Source organism: Agaricicola taiwanensis, assembly GCF_014635245.1.
GTDB lineage: Bacteria > Pseudomonadota > Alphaproteobacteria > Rhizobiales > Methylopilaceae > Agaricicola > Agaricicola taiwanensis.
Window position 1 is genome coordinate 870074 of the sequence record NZ_BMCP01000001.1, and the last position, 12832, is coordinate 882905.

The window sequence follows — 12832 nt, forward strand, 5'->3', positions numbered from 1 at the left end:
GGCGGAGACGTAAATAATACGCCTCCGAAACGATGGGGTCGGCGTGGCAACACACTTAAGACCGGCGCAGGCACTGCGGCTGTGGCACAATGTGATGATGGCGCAGGTGACGGACGGTGAGCCGGACCTTTCCGCCCGCCAGACGGCAATCCTGCTGACCATTTACATGGATGCCCCGCCGCACACGGTCCGTGGCTTGGCAAAGAAGCTGAGTGTGACCAAGCCTGTCATCACCCGCGCGTTGGATACCATGGGCAAGATGGAACTGGTGGCGCGCCGCAGGGATGATGCGGACCGGCGCAACGTCATCGTGCAGCGGACGGTGAAGGGCGCACTCTTTGTCGAGCGCCTTGCCGATCTCCTGGTGCGCGAGGCTGCGGAGCTTCCGGCATGACACTTGATCGACGTGTGACACCGGCCCGGCCCGATCTTGCCGCAGCGCATCTGCAAGGCGAGGTCACGGCGGCCCGCTATGTCGAGGGCAGAAACCAGCGGGTCGCGGTAGGGGCCGCTCCTTTGCGCGGAGAACCGAGACCCGATGCTTCTCTCTTCACCGAGGCCCTCTTCGGTGAGACCTTCACGGTCTACGACGAGCATGAGGGCTGGGCCTGGGGACAGCTTGCCACCGACGACTATGTCGGCTGGTTGCCGCTTGCCGCGCTCACCGCGTCAGGAGCGGCGGCAACCCATCGGGTCGCGGCCCTCCGTTCGTTCGTTTTTCCGGGGCCGAGCATCAAGCTGCCTCCCGAGGATTTGCTGCCCTTCAATGCGCGCCTCACCGTGGTGCGGGAGGAGGGGCCATTCGCGATCCTCGATTCCGGCGGGTTCGTGCATAAGGCGCATCTGGCGCCGATCGACCGACGCGAGAGTGATATGGTCGCGGTCGCCGAACGTTTCCTCGGCACGCCTTATCTGTGGGGCGGTCGCACCAGCGTCGGTCTCGACTGTTCGGCGCTTGTCCAGATGGCGCTGGACGCCTGCGGCCAGGCAGCTCCTCGCGACAGCGACATGCAGTTCGCCTCTCTCGGCCATGCCGTCGACATAAATCCAGCCGCGCTCCAGCGGGGCGATCTCGTGTTTTGGAAGGGTCATGTCGCCATCGCCCGTGGGGATGGCAACTTCCTTCACGCCAATGGTTTCGCCATGGCCGTCACCATAGAAAATGTCGAGGCGACGATCGCCAGAATTGTCGCGGCGGGTGAGGGTGAAGTCCTGGGCGTTCGCCGGCTCGATTAGATCTGCGACGGATTTGCCGAAAGACGCCGTTGAACAGATGTCAGTTATCGAAACGGCGTGACCCTTCCAAGTGAACCAGCACACTCCACTTCCGGATAGCACATCCGAAACCGCTGCTCCTGTCGTGTTTCTGCCGAAAGGGCCGGAGACATTGACGAAACCGCGAGCCCCGCGGCTTAGGCGTTGGTGGCTTGGCGGGGCGGCTCTTGCCCTGCTCGCGGTGGCGGCGGCCGGCCTTGGTTATGGGTATTACGGCGCGACCGGCACACCGGGCTACCGGACCGAGACTGTCGTCATGGGGAATGTGGAGCGGAAGGTATCTGCCGTCGGCACACTGGAGCCCCGTGATTACGTGGACGTGGGCGTGCAGGTGTCCGGTCAGCTGAAGGTGCTCAACGTCGAGATCGGGGACGAAGTCAAGGCAGGCGATCTCCTGGCTGAGACCGACCCGACCGTGCATCAGACATCGGTCGCCTCCAACCGCGCCAAGCTGGCCGAACTCACGGCACAACGAGCACAGGTGCAAGCCGAGCTGGACCTCGCGAAGGCGCAGTTCGAGCGCACGCAAAGCCTGGCAGCACGCAATGTCTCGACCCAGGACGCGCTGGATATTGCCCGCTCCACCGTCGCCATTGCGGAGGCAAAGATCGGGGTGATCGATGCGCAGGTGCAGCAGGCGAGCGCTGCTCTGAAAGCGGCGGAAGCCAATCTCAACTACACTAAGATCTATGCGCCCATGGACGGCACCGTGGTCTCGCAGTCGGCCGTCAAAGGCCAGACCCTGAACGCAAACCAGTCCGCGCCCATCATCGTCCGCGTCGCCGACCTGAAGACCATGACCGCGCAGGCGAAGGTTGTCGAAGCGGATGTCGTCTCGCTGAAGCCCAGGATGAAGGCCTACTTCTCCACGCTGGGCATGCCTGATCGCCGCTGGGAAGGCACGGTGCGCCAGATCCAGCCGACGCCTGAGATCGTCAACGACGTGGTGCTCTATAAGGTGCTGGTAGACGTGTCGAACGAGGACGGCGTTCTGCTGCCCTCCATGTCGGCACAGGTCTCCTTCATCGAGGGCGCGGTGGAGAACGTGCCTGTTGTACCCCTCGCAGCTCTGCGCACCGGGCGCAACGGCGACCGCTTTGCGCGAGTGGCCACATCAGGCGGTGTCGAGACACGCAAGGTCGAGATCGGCTTCACCAACCGCACCCACGCCGAAATCAAAAGCGGCCTTGACGTCGGTGACAAGGTGATCACCGGCATGCTGAGCCCCGCAGCAGCCGATGGCGATGCGAGCCGTCAGGGAGGTATGATGCGCGGCGGCCGCGGACCACGTCCATGAGCGCGCCCCTCATCGACATCCGCGATGTCTCGCGCGTCTATCACAGCGGCGAGGATGAGTTGAGGGCCCTGGACAGGGTGTCGCTGACCGTCGAAGAGGGCGAGTTTGTCGCCATCGTCGGCCAGTCCGGCTCGGGCAAGTCGACGCTGATGAACATCCTCGGCTGCCTCGACCGGCCGACCGAGGGTCATTACTTCATTCGCGGTCGTGATGTAGCCGGGCTGGATCGCGATGCCTTGGCGTCGCTGCGTCGTGACACCTTCGGCTTCGTCTTCCAGCGCTACAATCTCCTCGCCAACACCACGGCCATGGAGAATGTCGAGGTGCCGGCCATCTATGCCGGAAGGCCGAAGAAGGATCGCTGGACCCGCGCGGCGGAGCTGTTGACCCGGCTTGGCCTTGGCGACCGGCTGGATCACACGCCGGGGCAACTGTCAGGCGGACAACAGCAGCGTGTGTCGATCGCCCGCGCGCTGATGAACGACGCGCCGATCATTCTGGCCGATGAACCAACGGGCGCGCTGGACCGCACCAGCGGCGCCGAGATGCTCACTCTGCTGCAGGATCTCAACCGCGATGGCCGCACCATCATTCTTATCACCCATGATCCGGAAGTGGCGCGGGCCGCGCGTCGGGTGATCCGCATCGCCGATGGCCGGATCGTCTCCGATACCCGCACTGACGAAGCGCTCTTGTTCCGTCCGGGGTCCACGCACAAGGTCGGCGGCATGCACGCCGATGGTCGCCTCGGCTTTCTGCCCGATATGGGCGAGGCGGCGAAGCTCGCCCTGCGCACGCTGCGCACCAACATGTTCCGCACTTCGCTGACCCTGCTCGGCGTCGTCATCGGCGTCGCCGCGGTGGTGGCCATGCTCGCCATCGGCAACGGCAGCCAGCAACAGGTGATGCAGCGCATCTCCCAACTCGGCACCAATCTTCTGACCGTTCGTCCCGGCGCGCCGGGCACACGGCCCACCGGCGATATGGCAACCCTCGTGGTGGGCGATGCCGAGGCCATCGCGGGTCTTCCCAATGTGGAGGTCGTCGTGCCGCAGCGGTCCACGCAGAAGACCATGCGCGCCGGCAATATCGACTACAGGACACAGATCAACGGCGTGACGTCAGGCTTCCCGGCAGCGCAGGACTGGCAGATCGCCCAAGGCAGCTTCTTCGGCCCTCAGGAGGAGAAGGAACTGGCCGCCGTGGTGGTTCTCGGCGACACCGTCGCCCGCAACCTCTTCCCGGACAGCAGCCCCATCGGCAAGACGGTGCTGATCGCGTCGCAGCCATTCGAGGTCATCGGCGTGCTGGCGCCAAAGGGCGCCACCGGTGGCGGCAACGATATGGACGATATCGCGGTGGTTCCGCTGCGCAGCGCCTTCATGCGTGTGTTCGGGCGCGACTATCTCGGCTCCATCGTGGTGCGCATCAAGGATCTCGACAAGGCGAGCCAGACCGAGGAGGCCATTACCTCGCTCCTCAAGGTCCGGCATGGCGTTGAGGATTTCCAGATCCGCAACACCGCTTCCTTCATCGCAACGGCGACAGAGACGCGGCGCACCTTCACCATGATGCTCGCCGCCGTCGCCATCATCTCGCTGATCGTGGGCGGCATCGGCGTGATGAACATCATGCTGGTGTCGGTCACCGAGCGAACGCGCGAGATCGGCGTCCGCATGGCGACCGGCGCGCGCATGTTGAACATCCTGCTTCAGTTCAACACCGAGGCGGTTGTGGTCTGCGGTCTCGGAGGCCTCATTGGGGTTGGCCTCGGCTTCGCGGTCGCGGCCACCATGGAGTTCTTCGGCAATCCCGTCGCCTATTCCCTCGGCCCGCCTATCTTCGCCTTTGCCTGTGCCTTCCTGACCGGCGTCGTCTTTGGCTATCTGCCGGCCCGCAAGGCGGCGCGGATGGATCCGGTCGCCGCATTGGCGAGCGAGTAGCAGGCCCCGGCTTTAGAGCCGTTTGTCAGGCAAGGAGTTCGACCAGCCGCCTGCCGTGCCGCGCAATCCAATAGAGCGCGGTCAGCGTCAACCCGTTATGGATCTTGCCGGAATCGAGCGCCTCCATGGCAGCAGTTCGGGAGATCACCAGCGGCTGTGTGCTTTCGCCTTCATGCAAGGCGCCCGCGGCCTCGGGCGCATCAAGCGCGTTGACCTGCGCCAGGAAAACCGTCGTTTCCTCGTCGGTGTAGCCGGGGCTGGGAAGATAGGTGAAGAGCTTCACGAGCTTCTGCGGTGCAAGCCCGATCTCCTCCTCGCACTCGCGCCGCGCCGCCTCCTCGATATCCTCATCCTTCTCAACACGCCCAGCGACGATCTCGATCAATTCGCCATGGCCATTGGCGAGGTGCGCGGCCAAGCGGAACTGCCGTAGCATCACTAAGGCGTCCTGGTCAGGGTCATAGGCGATGACGGCAGCGACTCGGCCCGCGCGAACCACGTCGCGCGTCTGCTCCTTCCCGCCTTCTGGCGTCAGACGGAAGGTCTCCATAGAGCGTGGGCCCTTGTAGACCTCGCGTACCTCATGGATCTCAGGGCTGGATGTCTTGTCTTCGATCATGATGAGACGGCCTCGGCGGCTGTGGCTTCGAGATTGAGCGCCGCTGCGATCAGCGCGCGGGTATAGTCGGTTTGCGGCGCTTCAAATATCTGCGCGGCAGGTCCGCTCTCCACCACCTTGCCGTGACGCATGACGATGACGCGGCTCGCCAGTGCCCGCACCACCTTCAGATCATGGCTGATGAAGAGATAGGCGAGGTTGCGTTTGGCCTGCAGGTCGCGGAGCAGATCCACGATCTGTGCCTGGATCGACATGTCGAGCGCCGATGTGGGCTCGTCGAGGACGATGAATTTCGGGTCCAATGCCATGGCGCGCGCGATGGCGATGCGCTGGCGCTGCCCGCCGGAGAACTCATGCGGATAGCGGTCCATGGCGGCGGGATCAAGACCGACATCGGTGAGGGCTTCCGCCACCACGGCGCGGCGGGCTTCGGCCGACAGCTCGGGCTTCTGGATCTTCAAGCCCTCTTCGACGATCTGAGCCACCGACAGCCGGGGGCTGAGCGAACCGAAGGGATCCTGAAAGACGATCTGCATGTCCTTGCGCAGCGGGCGCATGTCGGACGCACTGAAGTCCTCGATGTTCTTGCCCAGAAAGACGATTGGTCCATCGCCGGAGATCAGTCGCAGGATCGCAAGCCCCAAGGTTGTCTTGCCGGATCCGGATTCGCCCACAACGCCAAGCGTTTCGCCGGCGCGCAGGTCCAGCGTGATGCCGTCCACGGCCTTGATATGACCGACGGTACGTTTGAAGAACCCACGCCTGATGGGAAACCAGACCTTGAGATCCTCCGCCGAAAGCACGACGGGCGCCTCGGGTTTCTCAGCGGGTGGTTCGCCCTTCGGCTCAGCGGCCAGCAGTTTCTTCGTGTAATCGTGCTCGGGCGCCTCGAAGACGCGGGCGGTATCACCACGTTCGACGATCTCACCCTTGGTCATGACACAGACGCGGTCCGCGAATTTTCGAACGATGCCGAGGTCGTGCGTGATGAACAGCATGGCCATGCCGAGCCGGCTCTGCAGTTCCTCCAGCAGCTTCAGGATCTGTGCCTGGACCGTGACGTCGAGCGCCGTCGTCGGTTCGTCGGCGATAAGAAGATCCGGCTCGTTTGCCAGTGCCATCGCGATCATCACGCGCTGGCGCTGTCCGCCGGAAAGCTGATGCGGATAGGCGTCGAGCCGCTCCTTGGCATTGGCAATGCCCACCTGGTCGAGCAATTCCAGCACGCGCGTCCGCGTGGCGCCGCGGCCGAGGCCGCGGTGTATGCGCAGGATCTCTCCGACCTGCTGCTCGATGGTGTGAAGCGGGTTCAGCGACGACATCGGCTCCTGGAACACCATGGAGATGTCGTTGCCGCGAACCTCGCGTAGTTCCGCGGCCGGAACGGTGAGAAGATCCCGGCCTTTGAAGAAGATCTGGCCGGAGGGATGATGCGCGGCCGGATAGGGAAGAAGCTTGAGAATCGATAGGGCGGTAACGGATTTGCCGGAGCCGGATTCACCCACCAGCGCCAGCGTTTCTCCCCTCGCGATATCGAAGGACACCCTGTCGACGGCAAGCGTATCCCGGCCGTCCTGGCGGAAAGCGACGGAGAGATCGCGGATGGAAAGAAGCGGTTCGGTCATCGGGCGCGCCTCACTGGAACGTCTTGCGCGGGTCGAAGGCGTCGCGAACCGCCTCGCCGATGAAGATGAGAAGCGACAGCATCAATCCCGTGACCACGAAGCCGGTGATACCGAGCCATGGCGCCTGGAGGTTCGCCTTGCCCTGCGCCAGGAGTTCGCCCAGCGAGGGCGAGCCGGGCGGAAGCCCGAAGCCGAGGAAGTCCAGTGACGTCAGCGTTGTGATCGACCCATTGAGGATGAACGGCATGAAGGTGAGGGTGGCGACCATGGCATTCGGCAGGAGGTGCTTGAACATGATCGTGGTATTCGGCAGGCCCAGCGCCCGCGCCGCCGTGACATATTCGAAGTTCCGACCGCGCAGGAATTCGGCGCGTACGACACCGACGAGCGACGTCCAGGAGAACAAGAGAAGGATGCCAAGCAGGATCCAGAAGCTCGGGATAAGGATCGAAGCAAGGATGATCAAAAGATAGAGCGTGGGAACGCTGGTCCAGATCTCGATCAACCGCTGCCCGATGAGATCGGTCCAGCCGCCGAAGTAGCCTTGAAGGGCGCCGACCAGGACGCCGATGACGGAAGAGAGGATGGTCAGCGTCAGCCCGAAGAGAACGGAGATGCGGAATCCATAGATGATCCGGGCGACCACATCGCGGCCCTGGTCGTCCGTTCCCAGCCAGTTCATTTCCAGGTTCGAGCATCCCTCGCCGCCGAAGCGCAGCGCGGCATCCGCGCATTGCTGATCCGTCAGGCTCCAGGTCGGTGGCGCCGGCGCCGGTACCGGCAGATTGAGGTTGATGGTGGAATAGCTGAAGCGGATCGGCGGCCAGATCACGGTGCCGTTCTTCTGTTTTATGAGGTCAGTCACATAAGGGTCGCGATAGTCCGCCTCGGTCTCGAAGTCGCCGCCGAAGGCGGTCTCGGGGTAAGTCTTGAAGACAGGGCTATAGATCCCGCCGTCGAACAGGATGAGGATCGGCTTGTCATTGGCGATGAGCTCGGCGCACATCGTCACGACGAAGAGGATCAGGAAGATCCAGAGCGACCAGTAGCCCCGGCGGTTGGCCTTGAAATTCCGCCAGCGCCGCTGGTTGAGGGGCGAGAGGATAAAACGGCGCGCCTTCGGGGTGACGGCTAGGGCGGCGGTCTGCTCCATCCCTCAGACCTCTCGGCTTTCGAAGTCAATGCGCGGATCGATCCAGGTATAGGTGAGATCCGAGATCAACCCGACGATCAGGCCGACCAGCCCGAAGATATAGAGAGTGGCAAAGACCACCGGGTAGTCGCGGTTGACCACGCTTTCGAACGACAGAAGTCCGAGGCCGTCGAGCGAAAAGATGGTCTCGATCAGAAGCACGCCGGTGAAGAAGGCCGAGATGAAGGCCGCCGGAAAACCGGCCACGACAATGAGCATCGCGTTGCGGAACACATGGCGGTAGAGCACGCGCCGCTCGGTCAGCCCCTTCATGCGCGCGGTCTGGACGTATTGCTTGCGGATCTCCTCCAGGAAGGAGTTCTTCGTCAGCAGCGTCGTGGTGGCGAAACCGCCCACCACCATCGCGGTCAGCGGCAACGCCAGATGCCAGAAATAATCGATGATCTTGCCGGCCAGCGAGAGGTTGTTCCAATTGTCGGAGGTGAGCCCGCGCAAGGGGAAGATTTGCAGGAACGAGCCGCCGGCGAACAGCACCACGAGCAGGATCGCGAACAGGAACGACGGTATCGCATAGCCGACAATGACGACGCCCGACGTCCAGGCATCGAAACGCGATCCGTCGCGCATGGCCTTGGAAATGCCCAGTGGGATGGAGATGGCATAGGAAATCAGCGTCATCCAGAGGCCAAGCGAGATCGACACCGGCAGCTTCTCGGCAATCAGATCAACCACCGAGATGTCCCGGAAGTAGCTGCGGCCGAAATCAAAGCGGATGTAATCCCAGACCATCTTGAAGAAGCGCTCATGCGCGGGCCGGTCGAAGCCAAACTGCTTTTCCAGCTGCGCCACGAAGGCGGGATCGAGGCCTTGCGCGCCCCGATAGGTTCCCTGCGGCCCCTGCTGACCGCCGGAGGCCCCAGGCGCCGGCCGCGCGCCTGCCATGTCTCCGCCACCGCCGGAGAACCGGGCCGTCGCATCCACATTGGTGCCGGAGATCTGAGCCAGCACCCGTTCCACCGGTCCGCCCGGGGCGAACTGAACGATGACGAAGGATATGAGCAGGATCCCGAGGATGGTCGGGATCATCAGGAGCAGTCGGCGGGCGATGTATGCGAGCAAGAGGGAACCGTCGTTTGCTGGCGGATGATGTTAGAGGCCGATCTTCTTCGCCTTATCGGGATTCCACCACCATGTCTCCAGTACCCCCCGGGCATAGGCAGGCTTGACCCCGGGTCGCTCGTAGACGTCCCAATAGGCGAGCCAGTGGCTGGGCTTGTACCAGGCGGGCACCCAATAGTGGCCAGCGCGGATCACCCGGTCGATCGCCTTGCAGGCGACCGTCAGATCATCGCGTGTCTTTGCCTTTATGGCGCTCTCGATCAGCGCGTCCACCGCGGGATCGGCGATGCCGGACAGATTGTTGGATCCCTTGGTCTTGGCCGCTTCCGACCCGAAGACAAGTCGCAGGCTCTCGCCCGGTGTCAGCGACATGACAAAGCGGCGGGACATGATGTCGAAGTCAAAATCCTGCACGCGGGCCTGGAACTGTGTCGGATCCACCCGCCGGATCGCCGCGGCGATGCCGAGCGATTTCAGATTGGCGATGAAACCGCTGAGATGCGGCTCAAGGCCGGGATCGAAATCCAGGAGTTCGATCGTGAAGGCCTCGCCCGTGGCATTGATGAGCTTGCCTCCATCGCTGGTCCAGCCGGCCTCGCGCAGAAGCTGGATGGCGCGGCGCAGGTTGTTGCGGTCACGTCCCGATCCATCGGAGGTGGGCGGCATGGCCGCTTCACCGAAGACGGCAGGAGAGAGCTTGTCCCGGAGCGGTTCGAGAAGGGCAAGCTCGCCCGCGCTCGGCGTGCCCTCCGCCTTCAGCGGCGAATTTTCAAAGAAGGAGGAGGTTCGCTGATAGGAACCGAACATGATGTTCTGGTTCACCCACTCAAAATCGAACGCCAGCGTGATGGCCTCACGGACGCGCACGTCCTTGAACTTGTCGCGGCGGACATTGAAGAACCAACCCTGCGCGCCGGATGGCGACCCGTCAGGGATCTCGTCCTTGACCACCCGGCCGTCCTTGACCGCCGGAAAGTCATATCCCCGCGCCCACTGACGCGAGGTGAAATCCTCGCGGAAGAGATAGGCCCGCCCCTTGAAGCCTTCGAAAGCGACGTCCCGGTCCCGATAATATTCGTAGCGGATCGTCTCGAAATTGTATTGGCCCTTGGCGATGGGCAGATCATTGGCCCACCAGTCCGCAACACGGGTGTATTCGATGAAGCGGCCGGCTTCGAAACGCCCGACCTTGTAGGGCCCCGACCCCAGGGGCGCCTCCAGGGTGGATTCCTCGAAGGGCTGCTTCGAATAATAGGTTTTCGAGAGGATGGGCAGGCCGGCGACCATCAGCGGGATGTCGCGTGAGCGGCCCGCCTTGAACCGGACGGTGACGACATCACTCTCGGCGCTGGCATCCTCTACCCAGGTCAGCGGCTGCGACATGAGCGGGTGGCCCTTGTCGCGCAGTGTCAGGATCGAGAAGGCGGCATCCTCCGCACTGATGGCTGTGCCATCATGGAAGGCGGCGCCTTGGCGGATGCGGAAACGATAGGTCAGTCCATCCTCGGAAATGGCAACGGACTGTGCCACGAAGCCATAAAGCGAATCCGGCTCGTCGAGCGCGCTCGTCATAAGGCTCGCGAAGGTCAGCTGCATCCCATGAGCGCCGCTGCCCTTGAGGATGAACATGTTCAGTGAGTTGAAGGTGTTGAATTCCTGGTTGTAGGCATTGGTCGAGCCCACATGGGACAGCGTCCCGCCCCGCGGCGCGTCCGGATTGACATAGTCGAAATGGGCGAAGTCAGGCGGATATTTGAGATCGCCGAAGGATGACATGCCGTGCCGCTCGACATCGGGTACGGCGACCTTGGCCTCGGGCACGGGCCCTTGCGCCCGCGCCAGATGAAGGGCGGGCAGGCTGCCCGCGAGGGCGCCGACGAAGGCGCGGCGGCTGATCCGGAAGTCGCGGGTCATCAGCGGCCTCCCACGGCTGCGGCCTTGGCCTCGTCATACCACCAGATGGTCGGGAACATGGACCCGCGCTTGGGCATGTTGTCGGGGTGGCCAAAGCGATCCCAGCGCGCGGTGCGGTCGGCATTGAGCGTCCAGTTCGGAACCACATAGTGGTTCCACAGCAGAACCCGATCAAGGGCACGGGTGGCTGCCACCAGTTCCTCGCGATTTTTGGCGTAGATCACCCGATCGATCAGCTTGTCCACGGCGGGATTCTTGATGCCGACGAAATTCTGCGATCCAGGGTCATCCGCAGCGCCCGAACCCCAGAAATACCTCTGTTCATTGCCGGGCGACAGCGATTGCGCCCAACCCGTGACGATGACGTCATAGTCCCGCCCGCGCACGCGGTTCACATATTGGCTGTCATCGACGATGCGCACGTTGACCTGGATACCGAGGCGCTCCAGCGATGGCTTCATGAACAGCACGACGCGCTCGAAGCTCGGCTGAACCAGCAGAAATTCAACCGTTAGAGGCTGTCCCTTGGCGTTCTTCAGCACACGTTCGCCATCGGGTATGTCCCAGCCGGCTTCCTTCAACAGCCGACGCGCCTCCAGAAGATGTTCGCGCATGACCTCCCGGCCGGTGCCGGTGGGGTTGGTATATGGCTTGGTAAAGACCTCGGGCGGTATGTCGTCCTTGACCGTTTCGAGGATCTCCCTTTCCAGGCCCTGCGGAATGCCGCTGGAGGCAAGCTCGGTGCCGAAGAAGTAGCTGTCGATCCTTTTGTACTGGCCGTAGAACAGCGTACGGTTCATCTCCTCGAAATCGAGCGTGAGATTGAACGCGCGGCGCACACGCGGGTCGGCAAACTTTTCGCGTCGGATGTTGAAGGCAAAGGCCTGCATGATCCCCGAGCCGCTGTCCTCGAACATCTCCAGCTTCACCTTGCCCTGCTCCACGGCCGGGAATTTATAGGACGTCGCCCATTCTTTGGCGGACGCCTCAAGGTTGTAGTCGAACTGATCCGCCTTGAAGGCTTCAAGCGCCACCGTCCGGTCGCGGAAATAGTCATAGGAGATTTCGTCGAAGTTATTGATGCCGCGGTTCACAGGCAGATCCGCCGCCCAATAGTCTTTCACCCGCTCATAGGTGACGCTGCGGCCAGTCGATAAACTCTTGATCTTGTAAGGGCCCGATCCCAACGGCGGCTCAAGGGTGCCACGCGTAACATCTCGCTTCTCTCCCTTGTCGTTCGTGCCCTCCCACCAATGCTTGGGCAGCACATAAAGCTGACCCACGATCTGCGGCAATTCGCGATTGCCGCTCTGGTCGAAGGTGAAGGTCACCTCATGTTCGCCGGTGGCCTCCGCCTTGACCACGTTCTGGTAGTAGCGATTGAAGGTGGGGAAGATCTTCTTGAGCGTCTCGAACGACCAGATCACGTCTTCGGTGGTGATGGGCTTGCCGTCATGCCAGCGTGCCTCGGGCCGGAGGCGGAACGTGACCGAGGAATAATCCTCAGGGTACCGTGCCGCGTCGGCGATCAGGCCGTATTCGCTCGACGCCTCGTCGAAAGATGGCGCCATCAGCGTATCGTAGAGCAGCGCCACACCCGCGGCAGGATTGCCGGTGACGATGAAGGGATTGAAGCTGTCGAAGGTGCCGATGGCGGACAGGCGCACCCGGCCCCCCTTGGGGGCGTCTGGGTTCACATAATCGAAGTGCTTGAACCCTTCCGGATACTTCACGTCTCCCATCAACGAGAGCCCGTGCTTCCAGCCGCTGCCGTCGGGGGAGGGGGACTGTGCCGCGGCGGGAAGAGCCGTGGCCATGAGGATGGCCAGGAAACCGAACCAACGGCGATACATCATGCGCGACCGACCTTCCTTATGTGCGACAGCA

General features: G+C 62.9%; 10 protein-coding genes. 4 read left to right on the forward strand and 6 right to left on the reverse strand.

From position 1 onward, the window contains the following. Positions 1-43 precede the first annotated feature (43 nt). The 4 genes from IEV58_RS04105 (at position 44) to IEV58_RS04120 (ending at position 4515) form a co-directional block, all read left to right on the forward strand. Positions 44-394, forward strand: coding sequence for a MarR family transcriptional regulator (locus tag IEV58_RS04105; protein WP_188408406.1), 351 nt, complete (start codon positions 44-46; stop codon positions 392-394). Next, positions 391-1236, forward strand: a complete 846-nt coding sequence (locus IEV58_RS04110; protein ID WP_188408407.1) for a C40 family peptidase — start codon at positions 391-393, stop codon at positions 1234-1236. The genes IEV58_RS04105 and IEV58_RS04110 overlap by 4 nt, the downstream gene beginning before the upstream one ends. Positions 1237-1387: 151 nt before the next feature. Further along, complete coding sequence (locus IEV58_RS04115; protein WP_188408408.1) at positions 1388-2572, forward strand: efflux RND transporter periplasmic adaptor subunit; 1185 nt, start codon at positions 1388-1390, stop codon at positions 2570-2572. Next, complete coding sequence (locus IEV58_RS04120) at positions 2569-4515, forward strand: MacB family efflux pump subunit (RefSeq protein ID WP_188408409.1); 1947 nt, start codon at positions 2569-2571, stop codon at positions 4513-4515. The genes IEV58_RS04115 and IEV58_RS04120 overlap by 4 nt, the downstream gene beginning before the upstream one ends. Positions 4516-4540: 25 nt before the next feature. On the opposite strand, the gene IEV58_RS04125 is transcribed toward IEV58_RS04120, so the two are convergent. From IEV58_RS04125 to IEV58_RS04150, 6 genes are read right to left on the reverse strand one after another with little or no spacing between them, the layout of a single operon-like run. Next, the gene (locus tag IEV58_RS04125) at positions 4541-5134 is read right to left on the reverse strand and encodes an NUDIX domain-containing protein (protein WP_188408410.1); all 594 of its coding nucleotides are present in this window, start codon (positions 5132-5134) and stop codon (positions 4541-4543) included. Then, the gene (locus IEV58_RS04130; protein ID WP_188408411.1) at positions 5131-6759 is read right to left on the reverse strand and encodes an ABC transporter ATP-binding protein; all 1629 of its coding nucleotides are present in this window, start codon (positions 6757-6759) and stop codon (positions 5131-5133) included. Before IEV58_RS04130 ends, IEV58_RS04125 begins: the two co-directional genes overlap by 4 nt. A 10-nt stretch (positions 6760-6769) precedes the next feature. After that, on the reverse strand, positions 6770-7912 hold the full coding sequence (locus tag IEV58_RS04135; RefSeq protein ID WP_188408412.1) for an ABC transporter permease: 1143 nt from the start codon (positions 7910-7912) through the stop codon (positions 6770-6772). A 3-nt stretch (positions 7913-7915) separates the two neighbouring features. Beyond that, the gene (locus IEV58_RS04140) at positions 7916-9031 is read right to left on the reverse strand and encodes a microcin C ABC transporter permease YejB (RefSeq protein WP_188408413.1); all 1116 of its coding nucleotides are present in this window, start codon (positions 9029-9031) and stop codon (positions 7916-7918) included. A gap of 30 nt (positions 9032-9061) precedes the next feature. After that, positions 9062-10945 carry an extracellular solute-binding protein gene (locus IEV58_RS04145; RefSeq protein WP_188408414.1) on the reverse strand — a complete coding sequence of 628 codons (1884 nt, stop codon included), beginning with the start codon at positions 10943-10945 and terminating at the stop codon, positions 9062-9064. Then, on the reverse strand, positions 10945-12801 hold the full coding sequence (locus IEV58_RS04150; RefSeq protein WP_188408415.1) for an extracellular solute-binding protein: 1857 nt from the start codon (positions 12799-12801) through the stop codon (positions 10945-10947). Before IEV58_RS04150 ends, IEV58_RS04145 begins: the two co-directional genes overlap by 1 nt. Positions 12802-12832 lie beyond the last annotated feature (31 nt).